This is a genomic window from Pseudomonas sp. Xaverov 83 (assembly GCF_019352905.1).
Taxonomy (GTDB): domain Bacteria; phylum Pseudomonadota; class Gammaproteobacteria; order Pseudomonadales; family Pseudomonadaceae; genus Aquipseudomonas; species Aquipseudomonas yamanorum.
This window is the reverse complement of sequence record NZ_JAAAFU010000075.1, coordinates 134,471-160,622: the sequence shown is the minus strand read 5'-3', so window position 1 is coordinate 160,622 and position 26,152 is coordinate 134,471. Positions and strand designations below refer to the sequence as shown.

Below are 26,152 nucleotides of genomic sequence, written 5' to 3'. Positions count from 1 at the left end.
AAAAGGCTTGCCGGAGCAAGCCTTTGAAAGAAGGGAATCAAGCTTGCTGGCGATGCTTCTTTTCCAGCTTCTTCTTGATCCGGTCGCGTTTAAGCGTGGACAGGTAATCGACAAACAGCTTGCCGTTGAGGTGGTCGCATTCGTGTTGGATGCACACCGCCAGCAGGCCTTCGGCAATCATCTCGAACGGCTTGCCGTCACGGTCCAGGGCCTTGATCTTGACGCGCTGGGGACGGTCGACGTTCTCATAGAAGTCAGGTACCGACAGGCAGCCTTCCTGATACTGGCCCATCTCGTCGGTCAGGGTTTCGAACTCAGGGTTGATAAACACCAGAGGCTCGCTGCGGTCTTCGGACAGGTCCATGACCACGACGCGCTGATGCACGTCGACCTGGGTCGCGGCGAGGCCGATACCCGGGGCTTCATACATTGTTTCAAACATGTCATCGACCAACTGACGAACCTTGGCGTCCACTACGGCCACTGGCTTGGCAATGGTGCGCAGGCGTGAGTCCGGAAATTCGAGGATGTTCAAAATAGCCATAAGCGTAATTGCTGCACATGTGAGGTAAAGGCAAGTCGGCGCCGGGGATGGACCCTTGATGTGCCGGAATAAGTGCCGTGGGAAAACGTCCGAAAGCCACGAAGGCCAAGGCGTTTCACGCGAATGCACATAATAAAGGAGATTCACCCCATGAGGAAATCGCTACTCGTCTTGCTGCTGTGGGCCCAGGCCGTTGTTGGCCAGGTTCCCGCGAGCTTTCCACAGGCGGGTCAACCGCTGCCGCTTCATACGCAACAAGCCATTCAGCGCTTTTTACTGCACAACCGCATTCTCGATACGCCCCAGGAACTGGACCACGCTCCCTATATTGTTGCAGCAGATGCCGGCCGAGTATTGGGCGCCAATGGCGAACGTGTTTATGCGCGTGGGGCCTTGGACCCTGCCGTGCAAAGCTACGGGATCTTCCGCCCGGGCAAGGCTTATACCGACCCCGATAGCCAGGAATGGCTGGGCATCAACGCTGATGACATAGGCACCGCACGTTTTGTTACAGCGGGCGACGTCAGCACATTGGGTGTGCAGCGGGTGACCCAGGAGGTGCGTCCCGGGGACCGGTTGCTCAGCCAGCAAGCACCCACGGACCTGGCCAGCCTGGTGGTTCAGTGGCCTGCCCGCGCCATTGCCGGGCAAATCATCGACGTGCCCCGGGGCGTGACGCAGATCGGCGTGCTGGATGCCGTGACGTTGAACAAGGGCCGCCGTGACGGGCTGATGGAAGGTCATTTGCTGGCCGTGGTGAAAGCCGGTGAAACCGTTCGGGACAGAGTGACCGGCGTTCCGGTGAAGATGCCTGATGAGCCTGCCGGGACGCTGGTAGTGTTCCGCACCTACGAAAAGCTCAGCTACGGCCTGGTGCTCGGCGCATCGCGTTCGCTGGCGGTAATGGACCGTTTTGAGGCGCCTGATCAAAGGCAATAATTAGGTTGCTAAATAAGTTACCAACAGAGTTATCCACAGCTTGTTCCGATCAAGGACGATCAAATGTTACCGACGAATGACCGTGAAATTTCCCCAGCAGAACTGGAAGCCCGACTACGCTTGCACAGGCTGCCGGAACTGGGTCCCAAGGGCTTTAAAAAACTTATCGAGGCCTTTGGTTCTGCGTCAAAAGCCATCAGCGCACCGGCCAGTGCCTGGCGTTCTCTAGGCCTCAAGGTGGCCAGCGCCGATGCCAGGCGTTGCGAGGAAGTACGTGATGGCGCCAGTGCGGCATTGGCCTGGCTGGAGCGTCCGGCCCAGCATTTGCTGATGTGGGACCAACCCGACTACCCGGCATTGCTCGCAGAATTGGATGACGCGCCCCCGCTATTATTCGTCGCCGGCAACCCGGCGATTCTGGAAAAACCGCAATTGGCGATGGTCGGCAGCCGTCGTGCCTCCAGGCCAGGAATGGACACCGCCGCCGCGTTTTCCCGCAGCCTGGCCAGTGCCGGTTTTGTCATCACCAGCGGCCTTGCCCTGGGTATCGATGGCGCTGCTCACCAGGCGGCGTTGGATGTTGGTGGACATACAATCGGCGTGCTGGGCACCGGGCTCGAAAACTTTTATCCACAGCGCCACCGACGCCTGGCCGAAGCGATGATTGCCCAAGGCAGCGCCGTGGTTTCCGAGTTTCCGTTGGACGCCCCGCCCCAGGCCGGCAACTTCCCACGCCGCAACCGTATTATCAGTGGCCTGTCCCTTGGGGTGCTGGTGGTGGAGGCCAGCATGGCCAGCGGTTCGCTGATCACCGCACGCCTGGCGGCGGAGCAAGGCCGCGAGGTATACGCCATCCCCGGGTCGATCCATCACCCTGGAGCCAAAGGCTGCCATCAATTGATTCGAGATGGTGCGGTGCTGGTGGAAACCATTGAACACATCCTCGAAAACCTGCGCGGCTGGCAGGCACTGTCCCGCCCGGCACCGATTGCGGTCACTCACCCACTGGTGGCGCTGTTGCACGCGGCGCCCCACACCAGTGAAGCCCTGGCGATTGCCAGCGGAAGGGCCTTGTCCGAGGTGCTGGCCAGCCTGACGGAACTCGAGCTGGAAGGCCGGGTAATCTGCGAAAGCGGGCGCTGGCTTGCGCGCGGCTAGGTTTTGTAACGAAGATCGGTAAACTGCGCAGAGCTTTAGTCCGGAGAGTGAGCAATGGTCAACAGGTGGCGTGTGCGAGAGGCCGCACGAGAAATTCGCGCAGGCGCGGTGATTGCCTATCCAACCGAGGCGGTCTGGGGCCTGGGCTGTGACCCTTGGAACGAAGAGGCCGTGGATCGGTTGCTGGCGATCAAGGGCCGGTCTGTGGATAAGGGGCTGATCCTGATTGCTGACAACATCCGTCAGTTCGATTTTCTCTTCGAAGACTTTCCTGATGAGTGGATGGACCGCATGGCCAGTACCTGGCCGGGTCCCAATACGTGGCTGGTGCCCCATCAGGATTTGTTGCCCGAGTGGATTACCGGGGTGCATGACACGGTGGCGTTGCGGGTTACTGATCATCCGCAAGTGCGGGATCTGTGCTCGCTGGTCGGGCCATTGATTTCCACCTCGGCCAACCCACAGGGCCGCCCGGCGGCGCGCACGCGGATTCGTGTGGAGCAGTATTTCCGTGGGCAGGTGGATCTAGTGTTGGGCGGGAATCTTGGGGGGCGGAAGAATCCGAGTCTGATTCGGGATCTGGCAACGGGTGAGGTTGTGCGGCCGTCTTAAGACCGAGTCACGGCCATCGCGGGCAAGCCCGGCTCCCACACTGATCTGCAGCGAACACAAAATTTATGTTCACCGCAGACTCCAGTGGGAGCCGGGCTTGCCCGCGATGAGGCCCTTACAGGCCCCAGAGACCTAAAGCCCTAAGGCAGCAGAATGGTCGACCCGGTAGTGCGCCGCGCCGACAACTCAATCTGCGCCTTCGCCGCATCCCCCAGCGAAAACCGCTGATTAATATCAATCTGCAACTTGCCACTGATGATCATCGAAAACAGATCATCCGCCATCGCCTGCAGGTTTTCCGGGTTGTTGGCATAGGTCGCCAAAGTCGGCCGGGTGACATACAGCGAGCCCTTGGCCGCCAGAATCCCCAGGTTAACCCCATCCACAGCCCCCGAAGCATTCCCAAAACTCACCACTAACCCGCGTGGCGCCACGCTGTCCAGCGAGGTGAGCCAGGTGTCCTTGCCTACGCCGTCGTACACCACTGGGCACTTCTTGCCGTCAGTCAGTTCCAGCACGCGTTGTGCGACATTTTCCTTGCTGTAGTCGATGGTTTCCCAGGCACCGAGAGATTTGGCCAGCGCCGCTTTTTCCGGCGAGCTGACGGTACCGATCAACTTCACGCCCAGGGCCTTGGCCCATTGGCACGCCAGCGAGCCCACGCCACCGGCAGCGGCGTGGAACAGAATGGTTTCGCCGCCCTTCAACTCATAGGTCTGGCGCAGCAGGTATTGCACGGTCAGGCCCTTGAGCATCGCCCCGGCAGCCTGTTCGAAGCTGATGTCGTCCGGCAGGTGCACCAGGTTGGCAGCCGGCAGCACATGCAATTCGCTGTAGGCACCCAGCGGGCCGCTGCCATAAGCCACGCGATCACCGACCTTGAATTGAGTGACTTCGCTACCCACCGCCTCAACCACGCCAGCGCCTTCAGCGCCCAGACCCGACGGCAAGGCCGGTGGTGCGTACAGGCCGCTGCGGAAATACGTGTCGATGAAGTTCAGGCCAATGGCCTTGTTCTGCACGCGAACCTGCTGCGGGCCGGGTTCTGCGGGGGTGTAGTCCACATACTCAAGTACTTCGGGGCCGCCATGGGCACGGAACTGGATACGTTTGGCCATCTGCACTCTCCTTAAGTCATTTCGCGTAGCCCCCTATCGGACTCCTAAGCTTGATCTTCGTCAACTGTGGCAGTAGTGGGTGCAGTGGTATCCTGTGCGCCCATTTGCCGCCGACGCCCAATGGCCTCGCGTAGCTTTGCCCGATTCAAGGTGATGTCATGACTACCCGCACCGAGGCTGTCAAAGCCTACCTGCTCGACCTGCAAGACCGCATTTGCAGCGCCCTGGAAACCTTTGAGACGGACACTCGCTTTATCGAAGACGCCTGGACCCGGCCTGCCGGCGGCGGTGGTCGTACCCGTGTGATCGAAAACGGTTCGGTGATCGAAAAAGGCGGCGTTAATTTTTCCCACGTGTTTGGCAGCGGCCTCCCACCGTCCGCCAGCGCGCATCGCCCGGAATTGGCCGGTCGCGGTTTTGAAGCCCTAGGCGTGTCGCTGGTGATCCACCCGCACAACCCGCATGTGCCGACTTCCCACGCCAACGTACGGTTTTTCATCGCTGAAAAAGAAGGCGAAGAGCCGGTATGGTGGTTCGGTGGCGGCTTCGACCTGACGCCCTACTACGGCAACGAAGAAGACTGCATCCACTGGCACCGCGTCGCCGAGCAGGCCTGCGCGCCGTTTGGCCCGGACGTTTATTCGCGCTACAAGGCCTGGTGCGACACCTACTTCCACATCAAGCACCGCAACGAACCCCGGGGCATCGGCGGTTTGTTCTTCGATGATTTGAACGAGTGGGACTTCGACACCAGCTTCGCCTTCATGCGCGCCATCGGCGATGCCTACATCGACGCCTACCTGCCAATCGTCCAGCGCCGCAAGGCCATGGCCTATACCGAGCAGCAGCGTGAGTTCCAGGAATTCCGCCGTGGCCGCTACGTCGAGTTCAACCTGGTCTACGACCGTGGCACCCTGTTCGGCCTGCAATCAGGCGGGCGCACCGAGTCGATTCTGATGTCGCTGCCACCGCAGGTGCGCTGGAGCTACGACTGGAAGGCCGCACCGGACAGCGAAGAAGCGCGTCTCACCGATTATTTCCTGCAAGATCGCGACTGGCTGGGCGTGCTGCCCAAGGCGGCGGTTTGATGGATCGTTATGTCGTCTTCGGCAACCCCATTGGCCACAGCAAGTCGCCTCTGATTCACCGTCTGTTCGCTGAACAAACTGGTGAGCAACTGGACTACAGCACCTTGCTCGCACCACTGGATGATTTCACCGGCTGTGCGAAAGCATTTTTCGCACAAGGCCGCGGTGCCAACGTCACCGTCCCGTTCAAGGAAGAGGCCTATCGACTGGCCAGCACCCTGACCGAACGCGCCCAACGGGCCGGCGCGGTGAATACCCTGAGCAAGCTTGCCGATGGCAGCCTGTTGGGAGACAACACCGACGGCGCCGGCCTGGTGCGGGATTTGACGGTGAATGCCGGGTTCGGCCTGCAAGGCAAACGCATCCTGCTGCTGGGCGCCGGTGGTGCGGTGCGCGGTGCGTTGGAGCCGTTGCTGGCTGAGCAGCCGGCTTCGCTGATCATCGCCAACCGCACTGTGGAAAAGGCCGAATTGCTCGCCGAACTGTTCGACGACCTCGGCCCGGTGTCCGCCAGCGGTTTCGACTGGCTGCGTGAGCCGGTGGACCTGATCATCAACGCCACCTCCGCCAGCCTGTCAGGTGATGTACCGCCGATTGCGGGCAGCCTGATCGAACCCGGAAAGACTTTTTGCTACGACATGATGTACGGCAAAGAGCCTACGGCTTTCTGCCGCTGGGCCAGTGAACAAGGCGCCGCGGTGGCGATGGATGGCCTGGGGATGCTGGTGGAACAGGCCGCGGAAGCGTTCTTCCTGTGGCGCGGTGTACGCCCGGATTCGGCGCCGGTGCTGGCTGAATTGCGTAGCCAACTGGCCTGACGCAATCCAAATGTGGGAGCTGGCTTGCCTGCGATAGCGGTGGGTCAGCTACACACTTGGCACTGATACACCGCTATCGCAGGCAAGCCAGCTCCCACATTTTCAACCGTGTTCAGTCTTCGAAATGGATGGGGCATTTATCGCCCCCTTCCAGTTTCTTCAATTCCTCCACCACCTGTTGCCGAGCCTTGCGCAACGCCAGGCTGCGCCCCAATCCGTTCAATCGGCGCGCTTCCTGGTGCAGCATCTCCACTCCGGAATAGTCGATAAAGTTGATCTGCTGTGCCTCGATCACCACCCGCTGACCGTGCAGGCTTTGCAGCCGTACTTGCAGGTAATGGCTGGCGCCGAAAAAGATCGACCCGCCGACCCGCAGCACATCGTCCTCACCGTCACGCCATTGCTGGACCCGCGGTTGCGAGGTGCGCTTGAGGTAGAAAAACAGCGACGCCAGCACCCCGGCGTAAATCGCCGTCTGCAACTCCAGCAACAGCGTGGCAATGCAGGTCAGGCTCATCACCGCAAACTCTGCGCGGCTGACCCGGAACAACGCCCGAATACCGCGATGGTCCACCAACCCCCAGCAAATCAGCAGGATGCTGGCGGCCATGCTCGGGATCGGGATATGCGCGATCAATGCCGCACCGAACAGCGCGAACAACGTCACCCACAGTGCGGAAAACACCCCCGCCAGCGGCGAACAGGCGCCTGCCTCATAACTCAGACCCGACCGGGTGAAGGAGCCCGCCGACAAGTACCCGGAGAAAAATCCGCCGACGATGTTGGATAAACCCTGGGCGCGCACTTCCTGATTTGCATCGAGCAATTGCTGGGAGCGGGCCGACAGTGAGCGCGCAATCGACAGGCTGGTCACCAGCCCCAGCATGCCCACCGCCACGGCACTCGGCAGCAGGCGCAGGACCAAGTCCAAGTCCATCGGCAGCGGGCTGAACGGCGGCAGTTTGCCAACAAATGAACTGACCAACGCCACCTGCCCGAACATCGCCGGCCATAGCCATGGGGTGAGGCTACCCAAGGCCAGCGCGATCAGCAGTGTGGGCCAGCGCGGCACCCAGAGTTTCAGCAGTACACCCACCAGCAAGGTCCCGAGCCCGAGCATCAGTGACGGGTGATTCCATTCCCCGGCATGGTTGATCAGCGCCAGCAGGCTGTTGATCGCCGTGGCCTGGCTGGGCAGGTCCAGCCCCAACAGATTGGGCAATTGCCCCAAGGCGATTACCACCGCCGCGCCGAGGGTGAAGCCGAGCACCACTGAATGTGAAACGAAGTTCACCAGGGCACCGAAGCGCAGCATCCCCAGCAGCCATTGGAAAACGCCGGCCAGGAAGGTCAGCAACAGGATGAGCGTGATGTAGTCCTGGGACCCGGGCACGGCCAGCGGGCTGACACTGGCGTAGAGCACGATGGAAATCGCGGCGGTAGGACCGCAGATCAGGTGCCAGGAAGAGCCCCACAAGCAGGCGATCAATACCGGGATGATCGCGGCGTACAGGCCGTACTCCGGTGGGAGACCGGCGATCAGCGCGTAGGCAATGGATTGCGGTAATGCCAGGACTGCACCGCTCAGCCCAACGATTGCATCTCGCCCGACGCTGGCGCGGGTTTGGCGCGGGAGCCAGCTGAGGAAGGGGAAGAGTTTGTGGCGGTTGGGCCAGGGCATTGAGGGCTCGGATTGATAGGTTTGGATCAGGGTATCAGGACAAACGCCGCACTGTGGGAGTCCGCTTACTGTGGGAGCCGGGCTTGCCCGCGATCCAGGCGCCGCGGTCTCACAGAGACACCGCGGTGATGCCATCGCAGGCAAGCCAGCTCCCACATGAAGCGTTAGAGTTTGGCTTTTACGGCGGCCAGCGCATCTTGACCGTCGACGGTTTTAACCCCGTCCAGCCACTTCTCCAGCACCGCCGGATTTGCCTTGATCCAGGCCTTCGCCGCATCAGCGTTGCTCACCTTCTTGTTCACCACCTCCGCCATGATGGCGTTCTCCATCTCCTGGGTGAAACTCAGGTTGGTCAGCAATTTGCCCACATTCGGGCAGGCCTGCGCATACCCTTTGCGAGTCAAGGTATACACGCTGCCGGTGTCACCAAAGTACTTTTCCCCGCCCTTGAGGTAATGCATCTTCAGCTGCACGTTCATCGGGTGTGGCGTCCAGCCGAGGAAGGTCACGAACTTCTGCTTCTTCACCGCCCGGGACACTTCGGCCAGCATCGCCTGTTCACTGGACTCGATCAGCTTCCACTGGCCCAGGTCGAAGTCGTTTTTCTTGATGATTTCCTGCAACGAGATGTTCGCCGGCGCACCCGAACCGATGCCGTAGATCTTCTTGTCGAACTTGTCGGCAAACGTGTTCAGGTCGGCAAAATCATGCACCCCGGCGTCCCACACATAATCCGGCACGGCGAGGGTGAACTCGGTGCCATCGAGGTTTTTCGCCAGTTGCACCACATCGCCATTGGCCACGAACTTGTCGTAGAAGCCCTGCTGCGCCGGCATCCAGTTACCCAGGAACACATCCACCTGGCCGTCCTTGAGCCCGCCAAAGGTGATCGGCACCGCAAGGGTGTCGACCTTGGCCTTGTAGCCCATGCCGTTCAACAGGAAACCGGTAATGGCATTGGTGGCGGCGATATCGCTCCAGCCCGGATCGGCCATCTTCACGGTGTCGCAGCTTGAGTCCGCGTAGGCGCCGGCACTGCTCAATGCCAGCAGCGCAACGCTCAACACGGTGGATAACTTTTGCATGGCCTTCCCCTCAGTTTTATTGGTTTTGGCAGGGTTGTGGAAAACGTGCCTTGCGCTCCAGATCGTCGAGGTCGATATGGTTGCGCATGTATTGCTGACTGGCGTCTACCAGTGGCTGGTGGTCCCAGCTCTTCAGCTTGCCTTGGGTCAGCGCCTCGAATACCAGGCGGCGACGGCGTTGGCTGGCGAGCACCTGCTGGTGGATCGCCGGGATGTCCCACTTGGCCCGCGCCTCACTCAAAAACGCCTCGAACAGTGGCCGGTGTTCCGGTGACTGGCTGAGTTCTTCCCGCTCGTGCGGGTCGTTGTGCACATCGAACAATAGGCAAGGATCGTCCTCGCTGTAGATGAACTTGTAGGCGCCCCGCCGGATCATCATCAGCGGGCTGATGGTGCCCTCGGCCATGTACTCGCCGAACACTTCGTCGTGCCCGCCCTGCCCTTGCAAGTGCGAGACCAGCGAGCGTCCGTCCAGTGGCAGGTTGGCGTCGAGTTGGCCGCCGGCCAGTTCCACCAGGGTGGGCAGCAGGTCGGCGGTGGACACGGCAGCCGTCACGCGGCCCGCCGCAAACTGCCCCGGCGCGCTGATCAGCAGCGGCACCCGGGCGGCCATTTCAAACCAGTGCATTTTGTACCAGAGCCCGCGCTCGCCGAGCATGTCGCCGTGGTCGCCGGAGAAGATGATGATGGTGTCGTCGGCCAGGCCGGTGTCTTCCAGGGTTTGCAGCAGCTTGCCGACGTTGCTGTCGATGTAGCTGCACGCACCGAAGTAGGCGCGGCGCGCATCGCGGATCTTGTTCACCGGCAGCGGCTTGTCCCACAGGTCATAGACCTTGAGCAGGCGTTGGGAGTGAGGGTCGAGATCTGCTTGTGGTGGCGTTGCAGGCAACGGGATGTCGTTGTCTTCGTACAGGTCCCAGAACGGCTTGGGAATGGTGTACGGGTCGTGTGGGTGGGTCATCGACACGGTCAGGCAGAACGGCTGGTCGCCGTCCTCGCGGATATGGTCGAACAGATACTGCTGGGCCTTGAACACCACCTCTTCGTCGAAATCCAGCTGGTTGGTGCGCACGCATGGCCCGGCTTGCAGCACCGACGCCATGTTGTGGTACCAGGTGGGACGCACGTCCGGCTCATCCCAGTTCACCGCCCAGCCATAGTCGGCCGGGTAGATATCACTGGTCAGGCGCTCTTCATAACCGTGGAGCTGGTCGGGGCCGCAAAAATGCATCTTGCCCGACAGCGCGGTGCGGTAGCCGAGGCGACGCAGGTAGTGGGCATAAGTCGGCACGTCGGCGGGGAAATCGGCCGCGTTGTCGTAGGCGCCGATCTTGCTCGGCAACTGCCCACTCACCAGGGTAAAACGCGATGGCGCGCACAGCGGACTGTTGCAGTAAGCGGCGTCGAACACCACGCCCTCAGCGGCGAGGCGACTCAAGTTCGGCAGTTTGATAGGCGAAGGACCGTAGAATGGAAGCATCGGCGCGGCCATCTGATCGGCCATGATAAAAAGAATGTTCTTGCGCTTCATGGTTTCGCGGCATTCCATAGTCAACGTTTATGCGAATGAGCATGCAGGCCATGGAAATCGTGGTAAAGCCCATGAGAAGCAATGTCTAGGATAAGCCCAGCTTATGTATGAATCCCTCGGTAACCTGTCACTCGACCTGCTGCGCGCATTTGAAGCCGCAGCGCGCCAACGCAGCTTTACGGCGGCGGCGATGGAACTGGGCACCACCCAGCCGGCCATCAGCCAGCAGATCAAGCGCCTGGAAGAACAGCTGAAGGTGCGCCTGTTTGATCGCATTTACCGTGGCATCGAACTGACCGACGCGGGCGCCCTGTTGTTCGAGCAGGTGCAGGCCGGTTTGCAGAGCATCAACCAGGGGCTGAGCGCGATTGCCGAGCAGGACCAGCACGAAGTACTCCAAGTGGCGACCGACTTTGCGTTCGCCGCTTATTGGCTGATGCCGCGCCTGCATCGTTTCCACGAGGCGAACCCGCAGGTGGACGTGAGCCTGGTCACCAGCGAGCGCAATCACGCCGCGTTGCGCAGCGATATCGATGTGGCGGTGTTGTTCGGCGACGGCCGTTTCAAGCAGGGCGACAGCCTCTGGCTGTTCAACGAGGAAGTGTTTCCGGTGTGCAGCCCGCAGTTGCTCCAGGACCGCAGCGCGCCGCTGCCAGTGCAGAGCCTGTTGGAGTTTCCCTTGCTGCACCTGCGCCAGCAAAACAACAACCAGTGGTTCGACTGGAGTGGCGTGTTTCGCGAGCTGGGCATCACCACGGCGCCTACCCCGGGCCAACTGCGTTTCGACAATTACACATTGTTGATCCAGGCCGCGATTGCCGGCCAGGGCGTGGCCATCGGCTGGCGCCACCTTGTGGATAACTTGCTCGAGCAAAAGTGGCTGTGCCGGCCGATTGGCGACACCGTGATCTCACGCTTCGGCTATTACGTGGTGCTGCCCCAGCGCAAACGTCGCAGCCAGTTGATCGAACGTTTCGTCGACTGGTTGATGACCGAGCAAGCCAGCAGCGCACAATCACTGACCGGCCTGGCCCTGCCGTCCATTGCGGTCTAGGATTTGCCGATCATTGAGGCCGGAGCCTGTCATGCAACGTATCAAGGGCTACCACGCCCATATCTACTTCGACGCCAACACCATCGACCAGGCGCGCAAACTCTGCGAGGACGCCGCGCAAATGTTCCCGCTGCGCATGGGCCGGGTGCATGAACGCCCGGTGGGCCCGCACCCGGACTGGAGCTGCCAGTTGGCGTTCGAGCCTGAATACATCGGCGTCGTATTGCCGTGGCTGGCCCTCAACCGCAACGGCCTGGTGGTGTTCCTGCACCCGACCACCGGTGATGACCTCAAGGACCACACCGACCATGCGATCTGGATGGGGCCGATGCGCACGCTAGACCTGTCGATATTCTAAGTTCATATATTCCCTATATATGGGACTGATATTTATATATTGAGACTTTGCCGGTCTTGGGTTTATATTCGCCTCATCCGCTCAGAACACTCAGGTGAAGCGATGCAGGCGCAATTGATCGCGCTCGATTGGGGAACCAGTTCCCTTCGTGCTTACAAGCTCGGCCCGGCAGGCGTCGTGATCGAACGGCGCACCTTGGCGTCGGGGATCATGCACCTGCCCACCGAACCCCGGGACATTGCCGGGGTTCGCAGCAGCAACGGGTTCGAGCTGGCATTCGACGCAGCCTGCGGTGACTGGCTCGACACCCAGCCCGACCTTCCCGTTATCGCCTGCGGCATGGTCGGCAGCGCCCAGGGCTGGAGCGAAGCGGCTTACCGCGACACCCCGGCCGACGTCTCTACCCTCGGCCAGGCGCTGCATGTGGTGCGCAGCCTGCGGGGCGCAGCGGTGCACATCGTTCCCGGCGTGATTCAACGCGGCGCCTTGCCCAATGTGATGCGCGGTGAAGAAACCCAGGTGCTTGGCGTGCTGCAAAGCCTGTCTGCCCATACCGGGCGCGACGTATTGATCGGCCTGCCGGGCAGCCATTCCAAGTGGGTGGAGGTGGTGGAAGGCTGCATCACCCACTTTGACACCTTCATGACCGGCGAGCTGTTTGCCGTGCTCAGCCAACACAGCATTTTGGGGCGCACCCAGCGCCCTTCCGAAGCGTTCCAGGCGGCCGCTTTTGATCGCGGCGTGCAGGTGGCGCTGTCGGTGGACGGTCAGGCCGGGCTGTTGTCGAACTTGTTCAGCGCCCGCACCCTGGGATTGACCGGCGAGCTGGCGCCCGACGAGCAGCCCGACTATTTGTCCGGCCTGATGATCGGCCACGAACTCATGGGCCTGCGCACCCGCCAGCCTGCCCAGCAGCGCGACATCGTTCTGGTGGGCACCACCCAACTCTGCACCCGCTACCAGCGTGCACTCCAACTTTGTGGCTTCCCCCACGTGACCCTGGCACAGGAGGCTACCGAGCGTGGCCTTTGGCAGCTGGCCATGGCGGCGGGGCTGCTGCCTGCAACCTGACGAGAGGCCCGACATGCTCAAGCAAGCACTCACACACAACGGTTTGATCGCGATCCTGCGCGGCCTGCGACCGGAGGAGGCGTTGGCGATCGGCGAGGTGTTGTACACCGCAGGCTTCAGGGTCATCGAAGTGCCGCTCAATTCACCGGACCCTTATTCCAGCATCCGCATCCTGCGGGACAGCCTGCCCGCCGATTGCCTGATCGGCGCCGGCACCGTGCTGACCCCGGAACAGGTTGATCAAGTCAAAGCCGCCGGCGGCCAGGTCATCGTCATGCCCCACAGCGATGCCAAGGTGCTGCGTGCCGCCAAGGCCGCGGGTCTGTACCTCTCGCCGGGTGTGGCCACGCCCACCGAAGCTTTTGCCGCGCTGGCCGAAGGCGCCGACGTGCTGAAGCTTTTCCCCGCCGAGCAAATGGGCCCGGCGGTGGTCAAGGCCTGGCTCGCGGTACTGCCTGCGGGCACGGTGCTGCTGCCGGTGGGCGGCATCACTCCGGACAACATGCAGGTATTTTTCGACGCGGGCGTCAAAGGCTTCGGCCTGGGCTCCGGGTTATTCAAGCCGGGCATGAGCGTCGCCCAAGTGGCGAGCAACGCCCAGGCCTACGTCGCCGCTTGGCATGCCTTGGGCTGATCAGCGTTCTCCATCTACAAGAGAGATAAGAAGATGAAAATCACCAAACTGACCACCTTCATCGTTCCGCCGCGCTGGTGCTTCCTCAAGGTTGAAACCGACCAGGGCGTGACCGGTTGGGGCGAACCCGTGGTCGAGGGCCGCGCCCACACCGTGGCTGCCGCCGTCGAAGAATTGTCCGACTACTTGATCGGCAAAGACCCACGCAATATCGAAGACATCTGGACGGTGCTCTACCGCGGCGGTTTCTACCGTGGCGGCGCGATCCATATGAGCGCCCTCGCCGGTATCGACCAGGCACTGTGGGACATCAAGGGCAAGGCCCTCGGCGTGTCGGTCAGCGACCTGCTCGGTGGCCAGGTGCGTGACAAAATCCGCGTGTACTCGTGGATTGGTGGCGACCGCCCGGCCGACACGGCCCGCGCCGCCAAGGAAGCCGTGGCCCGTGGTTTTACTGCGGTGAAAATGAACGGCACCGAAGAGCTGCAATTTCTCGACAGCTTCGAAAAAGTCGACCAGGCCCTGGCCAACGTCGCCGCGGTGCGTGATGCGGTAGGCCCCAACGTCGGCATCGGCGTCGACTTCCATGGCCGGGTGCACAAGCCCATGGCCAAGGTGCTGATGAAGGAGCTCGATCCCTACAAACTGATGTTCATCGAAGAGCCGGTGCTCAGCGAAAACTACGAAGCGCTGAAAGAACTGGCGCCGCTCACCAGCACCCCGATTGCCCTTGGCGAGCGGCTGTTCTCGCGCTGGGACTTCAAGCGCGTGCTCAGCGAAGGCTATGTCGACATCATCCAGCCGGATGCCTCCCACGCCGGTGGTATCACCGAAACCCGCAAGATCGCCAACATGGCCGAAGCCTACGACGTGGCCCTCGCCCTGCACTGCCCGCTCGGCCCGATTGCCCTGGCGGCGTGCCTGCAACTGGATGCGGTTTGCTACAACGCGTTCATCCAGGAACAGAGCCTGGGCATTCACTACAACGAAAGCAATGACCTGCTGGATTACGTACGTGATCCGGGCGTTTTCGACTACGACCAGGGCTTTGTGAAAATCCCCAATGGGCCAGGCCTGGGCATCGAGATCAACGAGGAATACGTGATCGAGCGCGCGGCCATCGGGCATCGCTGGCGCAACCCGATCTGGCGTCATGCCGATGGCAGTTTTGCGGAGTGGTGATTTCCTCCTGAAGAAACACCGTCAGTGTGGGAGCTGGCTTGCCTGCGATAGCGGTGAGTCAGCTTGCATCTGAGGCACTGACACTCCGCTATCGCAGGCAAGCCAGCTCCCACAGGGATCGCGTTTCTTCAGTAAGACCTGTCCTCAATAACCATAAGAAGAGGCAACCCCCATGCAATCCGAGTCCTTCACCGGGCAGGCTTCTTTAGTCACGCCCAGCCGAAAGCGTTTCTTCATCATGGTGCTGCTGTTCATCACCGTGGTGATCAATTACCTGGACCGCAGCAACCTGTCGATTGCCGCCCCGGCCCTGACGAGCGAGTTGGGGATCGACCCGGTGCATGTCGGGCTGATTTTCTCCGCGTTCGGCTGGACCTACGCGGCCATGCAAATCCCCGGCGGCTGGCTGGTGGACCGGGTACCGCCGCGCATTCTCTACAGTGTCGCCCTGCTGCTGTGGTCGATCGCCACCGTGATGCTCGGCTTTGCCGCCAGCTTCATCGCGCTGTTCGTATTGCGCATGGCGGTCGGTGCCCTGGAAGCCCCGGCTTACCCGATCAACAGCCGCGTGGTGACCACCTGGTTCCCTGAGCGTGAGCGGGCCACGGCGATTGGTGTTTATACGTCCGGGCAGTTTGTCGGACTGGCATTTCTCACGCCGGTATTGGCCTGGCTGCAACACACCTTTGGCTGGCACATGGTGTTTGTCGCCACCGGTGGCGTGGGCATTGTGTGGGCGTTGATCTGGTACGCCGTGTACCGCGAGCCACGGGATTTCAAAGGTGCCAATGCGGCGGAAATCGAGCTGATCCGCGAAGGTGGCGGGTTGGTGGACATCCAGGCGCAGGCGGCCAAGGCGCCATTCAGTTGGGTCGACCTCGGCATCGTGCTGAGCAAGCGCAAGCTGTGGGGTATCTACCTGGGGCAGTTCTGCCTGAACTCCACGCTGTGGTTTTTCCTGACGTGGTTCCCGACCTACCTGGTGAAATATCGCGGCATGGACTTCATCAAGTCCGGCCTGCTGGCGTCGCTGCCGTTTCTGGCGGCGTTTGTCGGGGTGCTGTGTTCGGGGCTGTTTTCCGACTGGCTGATTCGCCGGGGAGCGTCGGTGGGGTTTGCGCGCAAGTTGCCGATCATTGGCGGGCTGTTGATTTCCACGGCGATCATCGGCGCCAACTTTGTTGACTCCACGGCGTGGGTGATTGCGTTTCTGGCGGTGGCGTTTTTCGGCAACGGCCTGGCGTCGATTACCTGGTCGCTGGTGTCGACCCTGGCGCCGGCAAGATTGCTGGGGCTGACGGGTGGGGTGTTTAACTTCATCGGCAATCTGTCGGCGATTACCACGCCGATTGTGATTGGCTTTCTGGCGACAGGGGATTCGTTTGCACCGGCGATTACCTATATCGCGGTGCTGGCGTTGCTGGGGGCGTTGTCCTACATCTTGCTGGTCGGCAAGGTCGAGCGTATAGAACTGTAGGAGCGAGCTTGCTCGCGAAAAACCTGAGAGCGCCGCGGGGTGTCAGATGCCCCCGCGTTATCGTTAACGTTTTTCGCGAGCAAGCTCGCTCCTACAGGGAGTTACTAGTACAGCGCGCCATCCAGAATTTGATAAACGATGCTGGTGCCAATCGCGATCAGCACGATGTCCCCGCCCGAGCGGCGCCATTCGTAGCCAGGATATTGCGGCAGATGCGACAGAGCCCGAGGGTCCAGACGCTCGCCGTAGTAGTTCGGCGGCAGGCGCTGGCCGCGCACCAGGTGGATGCCGGGAGGCGGCGGAGCACCACGGCGGAAGTCGCCATGGTTATCGCGGATCACTTGCCGAACAGGGCCGAAGTCCTGAGGAGGCCCGCCACGGTGATTGTCCTGGGGCCCGCGGCGGTCATCGCCACGGTGATCGTTCTGTTGGCCTTGAGGGCCGCCACGGTCAGGTCCGCCACCTTGGTCGTACGGTGCGGCTTGCACCAGGGCGCTGGCGCCGAGCAACAGCACACCCAGACCGGCTATCACACGTTTAGGCATCTTCATCAGGGGTTTCCTCAACTGCACAAACAACAAAAAGGGATTTCGAACCGGGTCCGAAATCCCTTGGTCTTGTCAGTTTAGGTGCTGATTTGCCAGCATGATTCCTCTGTATCAGGAACTTTACCTACCGCTTACGAGCCGCTTACTTACGGGCGTTGCGCACACCTTCCGAAAGCGCCGAGCACAGGGTCAATACACCGTCGATGGCCTGCTGATCATTGCTGGCGTTGGCGATGTGATCGATCAGTGCCGAACCCACCACCACACCGTCTGCCAGGCGGGCAATTGCAGCGGCCTGCTCCGGGGTGCGGATACCAAAACCGATGCTGATCGGCAGGTCGGTATGCCGACGCAGGCGGGTCACGGCTTCTTCGACGTGTTCCAGGGTCGCGGCGCCGGCACCGGTCACACCGGCCACCGAGACGTAGTACACAAACCCGGAGCTGCCGTTGAGCACGGTCGGCAGGCGCACGTCGTCGGTGGTCGGGGTGGTCAGGCGGATAAAGTCGATACCGGCAGCCTGGGCCGGGTCGCACAGCTCGCCGTTATGTTCCGGAGGCATGTCGACCACGATCAGGCCGTCGACGCCGGCTTCTTTCGCATCGCTAATGAAGCGTGGCACGCCGTACATGTGGATCGGGTTGAAGTAGCCCATCAGCACCAGCGGCGTGTCGCTGTTGTCCTTGCGGAACTCGCGAACCATTTGCAGGGTTTTCGTGAGGTTCTGCTTGGCGGTCAGCGCCCGGATGTTGGCCAGTTGAATCGCCGGGCCGTCGGCCATCGGGTCGGTGAACGGCATGCCCAGCTCGATCACGTCGGCGCCGGCCGCAGGCAAGCCCTTGAGAATCGCCAGCGAGGTGTCATAACCCGGGTCGCCGGCGGTGACGAAGGTCACCAGGGCGGCGCGGTTTTGTTCTTTCAGTTGCGCAAAACGTGTTTGCAGGCGGCTCATCAGTGTTTCTCCTGCTGGGATGGCTCTTGTGAAGAGTGTTCCATGTGGTGCATCACGGTTTGCATGTCTTTGTCGCCACGGCCGGACAGGTTGACCACCATCAGGTGATCCTTCGGCAAGGTCGGTGCGCGTTTGAACACTTCAGCCAGGGCGTGGGCGCTTTCCAGTGCAGGAATAATCCCTTCCAGGCGGCAGCATTTGTGAAAGGCGTCGAGGGCTTCGTCGTCGGTCACCGAGGTGTACTGGACGCGCCCGATGTCGTGCAACCAGGCGTGTTCAGGGCCGATGCCCGGGTAGTCCAGGCCGGCGGAAATCGAGTGGGCGTCGATGATCTGGCCATCGTCGTCCTGCAACAGGAAGGTGCGGTTGCCGTGGAGCACACCCGGTACGCCGCCGTTGAGGCTGGCCGCGTGTTTGCCGGTCTCGATGCCGTAGCCGGCCGCTTCAACGCCGATGATTTCGACGCTGGTGTCATCCAGGAACGGGTGGAACAGGCCCATGGCGTTGGAACCGCCGCCGATGCACGCCACCAGGCTGTCGGGCAGACGGCCTTCCTGGGCCTGCAGTTGGGTACGGGTTTCCTTGCCGATCACGGCCTGGAAGTCGCGAACCATGGCTGGGTACGGGTGCGGACCGGCCACGGTGCCGATCAGGTAGAAGGTGCTGTCGACGTTGGTCACCCAGTCGCGCAGGGCTTCGTTCATCGCGTCTTTCAGGGTGCCGGTGCCGGCGACTACCGGGATCACTTCAGCGCCCAGCAGCTTCATGCGGAATACGTTGGCCTGCTGGCGCTCGATGTCGGTGGTGCCCATGTAGATCACGCATTGCAGGCCAAAACGCGCGGCCACGGTGGCCGTGGCCACACCGTGCATGCCGGCGCCGGTCTCGGCGATGATGCGTTTTTTACCCATGCGCCGCGCCAGCAGGATCTGGCCGATGCAGTTGTTGATCTTGTGGGCGCCGGTGTGATTCAGCTCTTCGCGCTTGAGGTAGATCTTGGCGCCGCCGCAGAACTCGGTCAGGCGTTCGGCGAAGTACAGCGGGCTTGGGCGTCCAACGTAGTCGCGCTGGAAGTAGGCCAGTTCTTCGTTGAAGGCCGGATCGATCTTGGCCGCTTCGTATTCGCGGGCCAGGTCAAGGATCAACGGCATCAGGGTTTCCGCCACGTAGCGGCCGCCGAACGAACCAAACAGGCCATTGGCGTCTGGGCCGTTGCGTAAATCGGTCTGGGTCTGAGTCATGGGACGCTCCAGGTAGAAAATGTGTAAGAGGCAATGACGGTCACTCTACCCCTGACGCTTGCACGTGAAAACCGATAAGATCGCCACAACCTGTCAGGAAAACTCACAGATGAGCCGAGACCTCCCACCCCTGAACGCCTTGCGCGCTTTCGAGGCGGCTGCACGCCTGAACAGCGTCAGCCAGGCCGCTGAGCAACTGCACGTGACCCATGGCGCGGTCAGCCGGCAGCTCAAGGTGTTGGAAGAACACCTCGGCGTCAGCCTGTTCGTCAAGGACGGGCGCGGCCTCAAACTCACAGATGCCGGCATCCGCCTGCGAGATGCGAGTTTTGAGGCGTTCGAGCGTCTGAGGGACACCTGCGCAGAACTCACACAAAGCAGCGCAGACGCACCGTTTGTGCTCGGCTGCTCCGGCAGTCTGCTGGCGCGCTGGTTTATTCCGCGTTTGGGGCGCCTGAACGCGGATCTGCCGGATTTGCGCCTGCACCTGTCGGCGGGCGAAGGCGACCTCGACCCGCGCCGCCCCGGGTTGGACGCGCTGCTGGTGTTCGCTGAGCCGCCATGGCCGGCGGATATGCAGGTGTACGAATTGGCCAGCGAGCGCATCGGCCCGGTCATGAGCCCGCGATTTGCCCATTACGAGCGTTTGCGCCAGGCACCTGCCGAAGCGCTGCTCAATGAAGCCCTTTTGCACACCACATCACGCCCGCAAGCCTGGCCCAGTTGGGCGCAGCACCATGGGATCGACGCTGGCGCGTTGAAGTACGGTCAGGGGTTCGAGCATTTGTATTATTTGCTGGAGGCGGCGGTGGCGGGGCTGGGGGTGGCGATTGCGCCAGAACCGCTGGTGGCAGAGGACCTGCGAGCGGGTCGCCTGGTCGCGCCGTGGGGTTTCAGTGAAACCCCGGCGCAACTGGCGTTGTGGCTACCCAAGCGCGCCGCGGATGGGCGCGCCCGGCAACTGGCGCAGTGGCTCAAGGCTGAGCTTGCGCGCCAGGTTGTTTAGTCGCCGCGTTTGCACAGCAAGTAAGCCGCCAGCAGGCCCAGTGCGCCAACGGCGACGCCAGCGGTAGTCCATGGGTGCTCTTGCGCGTAGTCCCGTGTCGCAACACCGGTTTCGCGGATTTTGACTTTGCTTTCTTCATAGGCATCGCTGATCAGGTGACGGGAATGCTTGAGGGCATTCTCGGCATTGCTTTTCAGGGCCTTCAAGGTTTTGCGCGACTCGTCAGAGGCATCGTCCTTGAGGCTTTCCAAAGATTTGAGCAGGCTCGAAATCTCGGCTTCCATGCTTTCCAATGACGCTTTGCGTAAAGAGGTGTTGGCCATGTGGGCTCTCCTGGAGTGATTGAGTGGCGTGTGTTGTTTCCGACTGCGGCGGTTTCAGAAAGTGCAGTAAATCTGAACTTTCGTATGGGAATAGTCGCCAGAAGCAGTACGAGAATTCACTGCTAGGCTTCATTAACGACCCCAGGAGAAAACCTTATGAGTGATCATCACACCTACAAGAAAGTCGAACTGGTGGGCTCTTCCACCACCAGCATCGAGGACGCCATCAACAATGCCTTGGCTGAAGCCCACAAGAGCATCAAGCACTTGGAGTGGTTTGAAGTGACCGAAACCCGCGGTCATATCAAGGACGGCAAGGCCGCGCATTTCCAGGTCACCCTCAAAGTGGGGTTCCGAATTGCCAGTAGTTGACTGAGCCGGTTGAACTTGCGCGCTGGCCGATTGCCATAAACTCCGCTACAACCTTTAGGCACGTCGGCGTGACGAGCGGCGACGTGCTTCCTTTCGATCAACCCAAGGAAGTGACGGATGAAGAACTTTTTGTTGGCGGTAGGTTTGTTGAGCATTGCGGGCACAGCCCTGGCGGCGGGCAAGCCTTGTGAAGAGCTGAAAAGCGAGATTGCGGCAAAAATCGACGCTAAAGGCGCTTCAGGCTACTCCCTGGAAATCGTGGACAAAGGTGCTGCACCTAGTGACCACACGGTTGTCGGCAGCTGTGAAGCCGGTACCAAGGAAATCGCCTACAAGCGCGGGTGATCCCGTGTTGCAGACGTAAAAAACCGACGCAAGTGCGTCGGTTTTTTTACGCCTGCGATTCAGCCCTTCATGATCTGGGCCAGCAGCTCGTAGGAATGGATCCGGTCGGCATGTTCGTACAGGTCACAGGTGAAGATCAGCTCATCAGCGCCAGTTTGCTCCACCAGCACCTCCAGTTTGGCGCGGATCTTCTGCGGGCTGCCCACCATGGCCAGGCCAAGGAAACTGCCTACAGCGTCTTTCTCATGGGGCAGCCACAAGCCGTCCATGGTCTTGACCGGCGGGCGCTGCACCAGGCTTTGCCCGCGCATCAACGCGAGGATTCGCTGGTACACCGACGTAGCCAGGTAATCAGCCTGTTCATCCGTATCGGCGGCCACCAGGGGGATGCCGAGCATCACGTAGGGCTTGTCCAGCACGGCCGAAGGCTTGAAGTGGTTGCGGTAGACGCGAATCGCTTCATGCATCAGGCGCGGCGCGAAATGTGAGGCAAAGGCGTAAGGCAAACCGCGCTCACCTGCCAGTTGCGCACTGAACAGGCTGGAACCCAATAGCCATACAGGGACGTTGGTGCCGGTGCCGGGTACGGCGATCACTCGCTGGTCCGGAGTGCGCGGGCCGAGGTAGGCCATCAGTTCAGCCACGTCTTCCGGGAAATCATCGGCGCTGCCGGAGCGTTCACGGCGCAGGGCGCGGGCGGTCATCTGGTCGGAGCCGGGCGCGCGGCCCAGGCCCAAATCGATACGGCCCGGGTACAGGCTTTCCAGGGTGCCGAATTGCTCGGCGATCACCAACGGCGCGTGGTTGGGCAGCATCACGCCACCGGAACCGACACGAATCGTCGAGGTGCCGCCCGCCAGATAACCCAGCAATACTGAGGTCGCCGAGCTGGCGATACCGTCCATATTGTGGTGTTCGGCCACCCAGAAACGGTTGTAGCCGAATTTTTCCACGTGCTGGGCCAGGTCCAGGGAATTGCGCAGCGACTGCGCCGGACTGCCGTTGGCGCGCACTGGCACGAGGTCGAGGGTCGAGAACTTTACGTCGGACAGCGATTTCATAAGCCTGCTTCTCCAATGGGGGCGCAGGCTTCTAAGACGAACCAAAACCTGCCGCTTCATGTGCATGTCTATGCAATGAGGGCATATACCCGAGATTCAATAGCGATGGTGAAATTTCCTACTTAATTGCTAGGTTTCTCCGACAAGATGAACTTTGCCGTGGCGTCTATCCTCAGAACCCTTACTGACGCAAAACCACCGTTCGAGGAGACCGCTATGAGTATCGTTAAAAAAGCATCCGCGCATTGGGAAGGCGACCTGAAGACTGGCCTGGGTTCCATTTCCACGGAAACTGGCGTGCTGCGCGAAGCGCCCTACGGCTTCAAGGCCCGTTTCGAAGGGGGTAAGGGCACCAACCCTGAAGAACTGATCGGCGCAGCCCATGCCGGTTGTTTCTCCATGGCGTTTTCCATGATTCTCGGCGACGCCGGGCTCAAGGCCGACAGCATCGACACCCAGGCCGAAGTGACCCTGGACCAAGTGGACGGTGGCTTTGCGATTACTGCCGTGCACCTGACCCTCAAGGCGAAGATCCCGGGCGCCAGCCAGGCGCAGTTCGATGAACTGAGCAAAAAGGCCAAGGAAGGATGCCCGGTGTCCAAGGTACTGAATGCAACCATTACCCTGGATGGCACGCTGATTAGTTGATGCAACCCTCTTGCAGGGGCGAGCTTGCTCGCTCCTGCAGGTGCAAATGTGGTCGAATAGCCGATTGCAGACTTAGCGCACACCCGTGCGCGTGCATTCAGGGAGCTTTACACATGAAACGTATTGCCTTGGCGGTTATCTGCGGTGCACTGGCCACGTCGGCGCTGGCCGCGCCGAAAGACTGTGAAGAGCTCAGGAAAGAGATCGAGGTCAAAATCCAGGCGAATGCCGTTCCGTCCTACACCCTCGAAATCGTCAGCAAGGAAGAAGCCGACAAGCACGACAGCGCCATGGTTGTCGGCAGCTGTGAGAACGGCACGAAGGCCATCGTCTACCAGAAGAACAACGACTGATCAGATGCAGTTGACGCTACGTTCTTCCGCCAGTAACTGACCCGCTTTGTTGTACAGCCGGATATTCGGGTTGTAGCCCAGTGAGCGCCCTTCCAGGCGATAGCGCTGGCCTGCCTCGAAACGGTCGTATTGCAGGGTCATGAAGCAGGTTCGGTCGGTGGTTTGGCCCATCCCGCCGAAGCTGCCACCGGTAGGCACCTCGAAATCAAAACGCACCATCAGCTCATGGCTGCCAGGCGGCACCTGGAAGAAGCGCCCGTCGTTCAGGTTTTTCCCGTCCAGGCGTTGCGCCATCACCAGCTTGGCGCCGGGTGTCGGGGTGGCGAAGTCAACCCAGGCTTGCTGCGGATCAACCGCCGGTAGCGGCGTCAACGTACAGGCACTGAGAAGGACTGCAGCGATGGGAAGCAGTAGCTGACGCATGTTAAGCACTCAACGGTAGGAATGGTTTTTAAGCGGCTGCGTTCGGCGGCACGCTCCCTATGAGTATAAACACGCCACGCCATGGAAAAATTCCCCACAGGCGAGATAGTCTGGCGGGATAGTCACCTGCGAGAGGTTTTAATGGTCAGGCGTTTACTTCCCGGGTTGATGCTGCTGTTGCTCAGTGGCTGCTCCAGCGTCAGTTATTACAGCCAACTGGCAGACGGCCAATGGCTATTGCTGCGGGCCCGGGAGCCGGTCTCCGAGGTCATCGCCGACCCGTCCCGGCCACAGGTGCTGCGGGACCACTTGGCGCAGTCGCAGAAGGCCCGTACCTTCGCCAGCGAGCACCTGCACCTGCCGGACAACCAGAGTTACCGTCTGTATGCGGACATTGGCCGCCCTTATGTGGTCTGGAACGTCTTCGCCACGCCGGAATTTTCCCTGTCGCCGCAGACTCACTGCTTTCCGATTGCCGGGTGCGTGGCCTATCGCGGTTACTACAACCAGGGCGCCGCACGCGGCCAGGCGGCGTTGCTGAAGCAGCAAGGCATGGACGTGTCGATTGGTGGCGTGGAGGCCTACTCCACCCTCGGCTGGTTCAATGACCCGATCATGAGTTCGATGATGAGCTGGGGCGATGAGCGCCTGGCCACGCTGATTTTTCATGAGTTGGCACATCAGCGGTTTTATGTGAAGGACGACACCGAGTTCAACGAGTCGTACGCCACCTTCGTCGAGCAGGAAGGCACCCGGCAATGGCGCGCGGCCCGTGGCTTGCCGCCAGCCAGCGAGTCGTCGTTGAAACAGCGCGACCAGTTCACCCGGCTGGTGCTCGACACCCGCAAACGCCTGGAGCAGCTGTATACCCAGCCGCTGGCGGCAGATGCCATGCGCCAGACCAAGGCGGCTGAATTCGAACGCCTGCGCCGTGACTACCGGCACATGCGCGATAGCCAGTGGGGTGGCGACAAGCGTTATGACGCCTGGATCAACCTGCCGATGAACAACGCAAGGTTGCTGCCGTTTGGGCTGTATGACCAGTGGGTACCGGCGTTCGCCGCGTTGTTCCAGCAGGAAGGCGGCGATTGGCCGAAGTTCTTTGCGGCGGTGGAGAAGCTGGGCGGGTTGCCGGTGGAACAGCGCAAGGCGGCCCTGAGGGCGTTGGAGGGATCCGGGCAAGTGGTTGGCCGGTAGGGCCTCATCGCGGGCAAGCCCGGCTCCCACATTTGACTGAGTTGTCTTGGCCGACCGTGATCAAATGTGGGAGCTGGCTTGCCTGCGATAGCGCATTCAAGGCCGTTGCAAAAACGCCTGATGCATCTCGGCCAATGTTTCAAAGTGCCAGGTCGGCGCCTCGGCACTCAGCTCTTCATGGCTGCCAAACCCATAACCTACCGCCGCCGCATCCAGCCCATTGCTGCGCGCGCCGATCAGGTCGTGCTTGCGGTCGCCAATCATCAAGGTGGTGGCCGGGTCCAGGCCTTCTTCGGCCATCAGGTGGGCGATCAGCTCGACCTTGTTGGTGCGGGTGCCGTCCAGCTCGCTGCCGTAGATCACCTTGAAGTGTTTGGCGAAATCGAAATGCCGGGCGATTTCACGGGCGAACACCCAAGGCTTGGATGTGGCCACATACAGCTGGCGACCCTGGCCATTCAAGTCCTCAAGCAGCGGCATCACGCCGTCGAATACGCGGTTTTCGTACAGGCCGGTGACCTTGAAGCGCTCGCGGTAAAAATTCACCGCCTCCCACGCCTTGGCTTCGTCGAAGCCATAGAACTGCATGAATGCTTGCAGCAGCGGCGGGCCGATGAAGTGCTCAAGCTTGGTCAGGTCCGGCTCGTCGATCCCCAGTTTGGCGAGGGCGTACTGGATCGAGCGGGTGATGCCTTCGCGCGGATCGGTGAGGGTGCCATCGAGGTCGAACAGAACGGTTTGGTAATGCATGGGTGTCCTTGTCATTGGTCGAAGCCTTCGGCCAGGTGCAGGTCTTTGAGCTTTACGTAGTTCGCGGCGCTGTAGGTGAAAAACGCCCGCTCCTTGTCAGTCAGCGGGCGGATTTGTTTAACCGGGCTGCCGACATACAAAAAACCGCTCTCGAGTTTCTTGCCCGGCGGCACCAGGCTGCCGGCGCCGATGATCACATCGTCTTCCACCACGGCGCCGTCCATCACAATGCTGCCCATGCCGATCAGAATCCGGTTGCCCACCGTGCAGCCATGCAGCATGACTTTGTGGGCAATGGTCACATCGTCGCCGATCAACAGCGGGAAACCATCAGGATTGAAGGGCCCGGCGTGGGTAATGTGCAGCACGCAGCCATCCTGCACGCTGGTGCGCGCACCGATGCGGATGCGGTGCATGTCGCCGCGGATTACCGTCAGCGGCCATACCGAGCTGTCGGCGCCGATTTCGACGTCGCCGATCACCACCGCCGATGCATCGACGAAAGCCCCGGCGGCCAAGGCCGGCGTGTGATTCTGGTAGGTGCGAAGGGTCACGATAGGCTCTCTCTCTTCTGCTGATAGCT

The 26,152-nt window shown here is 61.1% G+C and carries 30 protein-coding genes and 1 pseudogene; 17 read left to right on the top strand and 14 right to left on the bottom strand.

Features of this window, described 5'->3' with window-relative positions; genetic code table 11:
- Positions 1 to 37: 37 nt before the first annotated feature.
- Positions 38 to 544, bottom strand: coding sequence for a peptide deformylase (gene def, locus K0H47_RS22015; RefSeq protein ID WP_003213617.1), 507 nt, complete (start codon positions 542 to 544; stop codon positions 38 to 40).
- Positions 545 to 694: 150 nt separating this feature from the next.
- On the opposite strand from def, the gene K0H47_RS22010 reads away from it, so the two are divergent.
- The 3 genes from K0H47_RS22010 (at position 695) to K0H47_RS22000 (ending at position 3,253) form a co-directional block, all read left to right on the top strand.
- On the top strand, positions 695 to 1,483 hold the full coding sequence (locus K0H47_RS22010; protein ID WP_219273626.1) for a peptidoglycan-binding protein: 789 nt from the start codon (positions 695 to 697) through the stop codon (positions 1,481 to 1,483).
- 63 nt (positions 1,484 to 1,546) lie between these two features.
- Positions 1,547 to 2,641 carry a DNA-processing protein DprA gene (gene dprA / locus K0H47_RS22005; RefSeq protein ID WP_063033735.1) on the top strand — a complete coding sequence of 365 codons (1,095 nt, stop codon included), beginning with the start codon at positions 1,547 to 1,549 and terminating at the stop codon, positions 2,639 to 2,641.
- Positions 2,642 to 2,695: 54 nt separating this feature from the next.
- Positions 2,696 to 3,253, top strand: coding sequence for an L-threonylcarbamoyladenylate synthase (locus tag K0H47_RS22000; RefSeq protein WP_003213622.1), 558 nt, complete (start codon positions 2,696 to 2,698; stop codon positions 3,251 to 3,253).
- Positions 3,254 to 3,393: 140 nt separating this feature from the next.
- On the opposite strand, the gene K0H47_RS21995 is transcribed toward K0H47_RS22000, so the two are convergent.
- Positions 3,394 to 4,371 carry an NADPH:quinone reductase gene (locus K0H47_RS21995; RefSeq protein WP_003213623.1) on the bottom strand — a complete coding sequence of 326 codons (978 nt, stop codon included), beginning with the start codon at positions 4,369 to 4,371 and terminating at the stop codon, positions 3,394 to 3,396.
- A 158-nt stretch (positions 4,372 to 4,529) separates the two neighbouring features.
- On the opposite strand from K0H47_RS21995, the gene hemF reads away from it, so the two are divergent.
- Positions 4,530 to 5,459: an oxygen-dependent coproporphyrinogen oxidase gene (hemF, locus tag K0H47_RS21990; protein WP_003213625.1), complete on the top strand. Its 930-nt coding sequence runs from the start codon at positions 4,530 to 4,532 to the stop codon at positions 5,457 to 5,459.
- On the top strand, positions 5,459 to 6,277 hold the full coding sequence (gene aroE / locus K0H47_RS21985; protein ID WP_219273620.1) for a shikimate dehydrogenase: 819 nt from the start codon (positions 5,459 to 5,461) through the stop codon (positions 6,275 to 6,277). The genes hemF and aroE overlap by 1 nt, the downstream gene beginning before the upstream one ends.
- A gap of 112 nt (positions 6,278 to 6,389) precedes the next feature.
- On the opposite strand, the gene K0H47_RS21980 is transcribed toward aroE, so the two are convergent.
- The 3 genes from K0H47_RS21980 to betC all read right to left on the bottom strand — a co-directional run bounded on the left by K0H47_RS21980 (position 6,390) and on the right by betC (position 10,574).
- A complete protein-coding gene (locus K0H47_RS21980; RefSeq protein WP_219273618.1) occupies positions 6,390 to 7,958 on the bottom strand; it encodes a SulP family inorganic anion transporter in 1,569 nt (522 codons plus the stop codon).
- 164 nt (positions 7,959 to 8,122) lie between these two features.
- Positions 8,123 to 9,043, bottom strand: a complete 921-nt coding sequence (gene choX / locus K0H47_RS21975) for a choline ABC transporter substrate-binding protein (protein ID WP_177069839.1) — start codon at positions 9,041 to 9,043, stop codon at positions 8,123 to 8,125.
- 16 nt (positions 9,044 to 9,059) lie between these two features.
- A complete protein-coding gene (betC, locus tag K0H47_RS21970; RefSeq protein WP_177069838.1) occupies positions 9,060 to 10,574 on the bottom strand; it encodes a choline-sulfatase in 1,515 nt (504 codons plus the stop codon).
- Between the two features lie 103 nt (positions 10,575 to 10,677).
- Here betC and K0H47_RS21965 point away from each other — a divergent pair, with 103 nt between their 5' ends.
- From K0H47_RS21965 to K0H47_RS21940, 6 genes are all read left to right on the top strand, one after another.
- Positions 10,678 to 11,628, top strand: coding sequence for a choline sulfate utilization transcriptional regulator (locus K0H47_RS21965; RefSeq protein ID WP_219273616.1), 951 nt, complete (start codon positions 10,678 to 10,680; stop codon positions 11,626 to 11,628).
- 31 nt (positions 11,629 to 11,659) lie between these two features.
- A complete protein-coding gene (locus tag K0H47_RS21960) occupies positions 11,660 to 11,986 on the top strand; it encodes a DOPA 4,5-dioxygenase family protein (RefSeq protein ID WP_177025274.1) in 327 nt (108 codons plus the stop codon).
- 102 nt (positions 11,987 to 12,088) lie between these two features.
- Positions 12,089 to 13,057, top strand: coding sequence for a 2-dehydro-3-deoxygalactonokinase (locus K0H47_RS21955; protein WP_219273614.1), 969 nt, complete (start codon positions 12,089 to 12,091; stop codon positions 13,055 to 13,057).
- Positions 13,058 to 13,070: 13 nt separating this feature from the next.
- Positions 13,071 to 13,691 (top strand): 2-dehydro-3-deoxy-6-phosphogalactonate aldolase, encoded by a 621-nt coding sequence (locus K0H47_RS21950; protein WP_003213643.1) that lies wholly within the window; start codon positions 13,071 to 13,073, stop codon positions 13,689 to 13,691.
- Positions 13,692 to 13,724: 33 nt separating this feature from the next.
- The gene (dgoD, locus tag K0H47_RS21945) at positions 13,725 to 14,873 is read left to right on the top strand and encodes a galactonate dehydratase (RefSeq protein ID WP_003213645.1); all 1,149 of its coding nucleotides are present in this window, start codon (positions 13,725 to 13,727) and stop codon (positions 14,871 to 14,873) included.
- A 172-nt stretch (positions 14,874 to 15,045) separates the two neighbouring features.
- Positions 15,046 to 16,350, top strand: a complete 1,305-nt coding sequence (locus K0H47_RS21940; protein ID WP_063033727.1) for an MFS transporter — start codon at positions 15,046 to 15,048, stop codon at positions 16,348 to 16,350.
- On the opposite strand, the pseudogene K0H47_RS31190 reads toward K0H47_RS21940, so the two are convergent.
- From K0H47_RS31190 to trpB, 4 genes and pseudogenes are all read right to left on the bottom strand, one after another.
- Positions 16,343 to 16,433: pseudogene (locus tag K0H47_RS31190) on the bottom strand (outer membrane lipoprotein carrier protein LolA); the annotation flags it as partial. The gene K0H47_RS21940 and the pseudogene K0H47_RS31190 sit on opposite strands and share 8 nt — an antisense overlap.
- Positions 16,434 to 16,454: 21 nt before the next feature.
- Complete coding sequence (locus tag K0H47_RS21935) at positions 16,455 to 16,901, bottom strand: anti-virulence regulator CigR family protein (protein WP_063033726.1); 447 nt, start codon at positions 16,899 to 16,901, stop codon at positions 16,455 to 16,457.
- A 139-nt stretch (positions 16,902 to 17,040) separates the two neighbouring features.
- A complete protein-coding gene (gene trpA / locus K0H47_RS21930) occupies positions 17,041 to 17,850 on the bottom strand; it encodes a tryptophan synthase subunit alpha (protein ID WP_010168557.1) in 810 nt (269 codons plus the stop codon).
- A complete protein-coding gene (gene trpB, locus K0H47_RS21925) occupies positions 17,850 to 19,091 on the bottom strand; it encodes a tryptophan synthase subunit beta (protein WP_063033725.1) in 1,242 nt (413 codons plus the stop codon). The genes trpA and trpB overlap by 1 nt, the downstream gene beginning before the upstream one ends.
- A gap of 109 nt (positions 19,092 to 19,200) precedes the next feature.
- On the opposite strand from trpB, the gene K0H47_RS21920 reads away from it, so the two are divergent.
- On the top strand, positions 19,201 to 20,097 hold the full coding sequence (locus K0H47_RS21920) for a LysR family transcriptional regulator (RefSeq protein WP_063033724.1): 897 nt from the start codon (positions 19,201 to 19,203) through the stop codon (positions 20,095 to 20,097).
- Here the strand turns inward: K0H47_RS21920 and K0H47_RS21915 are convergent.
- Positions 20,094 to 20,420, bottom strand: coding sequence for a YqjD family protein (locus K0H47_RS21915; RefSeq protein WP_003170746.1), 327 nt, complete (start codon positions 20,418 to 20,420; stop codon positions 20,094 to 20,096). The genes K0H47_RS21920 and K0H47_RS21915 overlap by 4 nt on opposite strands.
- A gap of 156 nt (positions 20,421 to 20,576) precedes the next feature.
- On the opposite strand from K0H47_RS21915, the gene K0H47_RS21910 reads away from it, so the two are divergent.
- Positions 20,577 to 20,792 (top strand): dodecin, encoded by a 216-nt coding sequence (locus K0H47_RS21910; RefSeq protein ID WP_017477941.1) that lies wholly within the window; start codon positions 20,577 to 20,579, stop codon positions 20,790 to 20,792.
- Positions 20,793 to 20,909: 117 nt separating this feature from the next.
- Positions 20,910 to 21,137 (top strand): DUF1161 domain-containing protein, encoded by a 228-nt coding sequence (locus tag K0H47_RS21905; protein ID WP_003214893.1) that lies wholly within the window; start codon positions 20,910 to 20,912, stop codon positions 21,135 to 21,137.
- Positions 21,138 to 21,196: 59 nt separating this feature from the next.
- Here the strand turns inward: K0H47_RS21905 and K0H47_RS21900 are convergent, their stop codons facing one another.
- Positions 21,197 to 22,198: an LLM class flavin-dependent oxidoreductase gene (locus tag K0H47_RS21900; protein ID WP_008439586.1), complete on the bottom strand. Its 1,002-nt coding sequence runs from the start codon at positions 22,196 to 22,198 to the stop codon at positions 21,197 to 21,199.
- A gap of 216 nt (positions 22,199 to 22,414) precedes the next feature.
- Between K0H47_RS21900 and K0H47_RS21895 the strand changes: the two genes are divergently transcribed.
- Together K0H47_RS21895 and K0H47_RS21890 are read left to right on the top strand one after the other, a co-directional pair.
- Positions 22,415 to 22,846: an OsmC family protein gene (locus K0H47_RS21895; protein WP_017477943.1), complete on the top strand. Its 432-nt coding sequence runs from the start codon at positions 22,415 to 22,417 to the stop codon at positions 22,844 to 22,846.
- A 113-nt stretch (positions 22,847 to 22,959) separates the two neighbouring features.
- On the top strand, positions 22,960 to 23,199 hold the full coding sequence (locus tag K0H47_RS21890; protein WP_063033723.1) for a DUF1161 domain-containing protein: 240 nt from the start codon (positions 22,960 to 22,962) through the stop codon (positions 23,197 to 23,199).
- Here K0H47_RS21890 and K0H47_RS21885 read toward each other — a convergent pair whose 3' ends face one another.
- The gene (locus K0H47_RS21885) at positions 23,200 to 23,622 is read right to left on the bottom strand and encodes a hypothetical protein (RefSeq protein WP_177069834.1); all 423 of its coding nucleotides are present in this window, start codon (positions 23,620 to 23,622) and stop codon (positions 23,200 to 23,202) included. It lies immediately after the preceding gene.
- A 141-nt stretch (positions 23,623 to 23,763) separates the two neighbouring features.
- Between K0H47_RS21885 and K0H47_RS21880 the strand changes: the two genes are divergently transcribed.
- A complete protein-coding gene (locus K0H47_RS21880) occupies positions 23,764 to 24,819 on the top strand; it encodes an aminopeptidase (protein ID WP_219273612.1) in 1,056 nt (351 codons plus the stop codon).
- A gap of 96 nt (positions 24,820 to 24,915) precedes the next feature.
- Here K0H47_RS21880 and K0H47_RS21875 read toward each other — a convergent pair whose 3' ends face one another.
- Both K0H47_RS21875 and K0H47_RS21870 read right to left on the bottom strand, forming a co-directional pair.
- Positions 24,916 to 25,569, bottom strand: a complete 654-nt coding sequence (locus K0H47_RS21875; RefSeq protein ID WP_063033720.1) for an HAD family hydrolase — start codon at positions 25,567 to 25,569, stop codon at positions 24,916 to 24,918.
- Positions 25,570 to 25,580: 11 nt separating this feature from the next.
- Positions 25,581 to 26,123, bottom strand: coding sequence for a gamma carbonic anhydrase family protein (locus K0H47_RS21870; protein WP_063033719.1), 543 nt, complete (start codon positions 26,121 to 26,123; stop codon positions 25,581 to 25,583).
- Positions 26,124 to 26,152: the final 29 nt, after the last annotated feature.

What these genes read in the sequence shown, in the direction of transcription:
- hemF (WP_003213625.1), top strand. Translation starts at nt 4,530, where the DNA reads ATGACTACCCGCACCGAGGCTGTCAAAGCCTACCTGCTCGACCTGCAA.
- K0H47_RS21900 (WP_008439586.1), bottom strand. Translation starts at nt 22,198, where the DNA reads ATGAAATCGCTGTCCGACGTAAAGTTCTCGACCCTCGACCTCGTGCCA.
- K0H47_RS21995 (WP_003213623.1), bottom strand. Translation starts at nt 4,371, where the DNA reads ATGGCCAAACGTATCCAGTTCCGTGCCCATGGCGGCCCCGAAGTACTT.
- K0H47_RS21955 (WP_219273614.1), top strand. Translation starts at nt 12,089, where the DNA reads ATGCAGGCGCAATTGATCGCGCTCGATTGGGGAACCAGTTCCCTTCGT.
- dgoD (WP_003213645.1), top strand. Translation starts at nt 13,725, where the DNA reads ATGAAAATCACCAAACTGACCACCTTCATCGTTCCGCCGCGCTGGTGC.
- choX (WP_177069839.1), bottom strand. Translation starts at nt 9,043, where the DNA reads ATGCAAAAGTTATCCACCGTGTTGAGCGTTGCGCTGCTGGCATTGAGC.
- K0H47_RS21915 (WP_003170746.1), bottom strand. Translation starts at nt 20,420, where the DNA reads ATGGCCAACACCTCTTTACGCAAAGCGTCATTGGAAAGCATGGAAGCC.
- K0H47_RS21960 (WP_177025274.1), top strand. Translation starts at nt 11,660, where the DNA reads ATGCAACGTATCAAGGGCTACCACGCCCATATCTACTTCGACGCCAAC.
- K0H47_RS21935 (WP_063033726.1), bottom strand. Translation starts at nt 16,901, where the DNA reads ATGAAGATGCCTAAACGTGTGATAGCCGGTCTGGGTGTGCTGTTGCTC.
- K0H47_RS21895 (WP_017477943.1), top strand. Translation starts at nt 22,415, where the DNA reads ATGAGTATCGTTAAAAAAGCATCCGCGCATTGGGAAGGCGACCTGAAG.
- K0H47_RS22010 (WP_219273626.1), top strand. Translation starts at nt 695, where the DNA reads ATGAGGAAATCGCTACTCGTCTTGCTGCTGTGGGCCCAGGCCGTTGTT.
- K0H47_RS21965 (WP_219273616.1), top strand. Translation starts at nt 10,678, where the DNA reads ATGTATGAATCCCTCGGTAACCTGTCACTCGACCTGCTGCGCGCATTT.
- K0H47_RS21920 (WP_063033724.1), top strand. Translation starts at nt 19,201, where the DNA reads ATGAGCCGAGACCTCCCACCCCTGAACGCCTTGCGCGCTTTCGAGGCG.
- K0H47_RS22000 (WP_003213622.1), top strand. Translation starts at nt 2,696, where the DNA reads ATGGTCAACAGGTGGCGTGTGCGAGAGGCCGCACGAGAAATTCGCGCA.
- betC (WP_177069838.1), bottom strand. Translation starts at nt 10,574, where the DNA reads ATGAAGCGCAAGAACATTCTTTTTATCATGGCCGATCAGATGGCCGCG.
- K0H47_RS21880 (WP_219273612.1), top strand. Translation starts at nt 23,764, where the DNA reads ATGGTCAGGCGTTTACTTCCCGGGTTGATGCTGCTGTTGCTCAGTGGC.
- dprA (WP_063033735.1), top strand. Translation starts at nt 1,547, where the DNA reads ATGTTACCGACGAATGACCGTGAAATTTCCCCAGCAGAACTGGAAGCC.
- K0H47_RS21890 (WP_063033723.1), top strand. Translation starts at nt 22,960, where the DNA reads ATGAAACGTATTGCCTTGGCGGTTATCTGCGGTGCACTGGCCACGTCG.
- K0H47_RS21950 (WP_003213643.1), top strand. Translation starts at nt 13,071, where the DNA reads ATGCTCAAGCAAGCACTCACACACAACGGTTTGATCGCGATCCTGCGC.
- K0H47_RS21940 (WP_063033727.1), top strand. Translation starts at nt 15,046, where the DNA reads ATGCAATCCGAGTCCTTCACCGGGCAGGCTTCTTTAGTCACGCCCAGC.
- K0H47_RS21875 (WP_063033720.1), bottom strand. Translation starts at nt 25,569, where the DNA reads ATGCATTACCAAACCGTTCTGTTCGACCTCGATGGCACCCTCACCGAT.
- K0H47_RS21980 (WP_219273618.1), bottom strand. Translation starts at nt 7,958, where the DNA reads ATGCCCTGGCCCAACCGCCACAAACTCTTCCCCTTCCTCAGCTGGCTC.
- trpA (WP_010168557.1), bottom strand. Translation starts at nt 17,850, where the DNA reads ATGAGCCGCCTGCAAACACGTTTTGCGCAACTGAAAGAACAAAACCGC.
- K0H47_RS21910 (WP_017477941.1), top strand. Translation starts at nt 20,577, where the DNA reads ATGAGTGATCATCACACCTACAAGAAAGTCGAACTGGTGGGCTCTTCC.
- trpB (WP_063033725.1), bottom strand. Translation starts at nt 19,091, where the DNA reads ATGACTCAGACCCAGACCGATTTACGCAACGGCCCAGACGCCAATGGC.
- K0H47_RS21885 (WP_177069834.1), bottom strand. Translation starts at nt 23,622, where the DNA reads ATGCGTCAGCTACTGCTTCCCATCGCTGCAGTCCTTCTCAGTGCCTGT.
- def (WP_003213617.1), bottom strand. Translation starts at nt 544, where the DNA reads ATGGCTATTTTGAACATCCTCGAATTTCCGGACTCACGCCTGCGCACC.
- K0H47_RS21905 (WP_003214893.1), top strand. Translation starts at nt 20,910, where the DNA reads ATGAAGAACTTTTTGTTGGCGGTAGGTTTGTTGAGCATTGCGGGCACA.
- aroE (WP_219273620.1), top strand. Translation starts at nt 5,459, where the DNA reads ATGGATCGTTATGTCGTCTTCGGCAACCCCATTGGCCACAGCAAGTCG.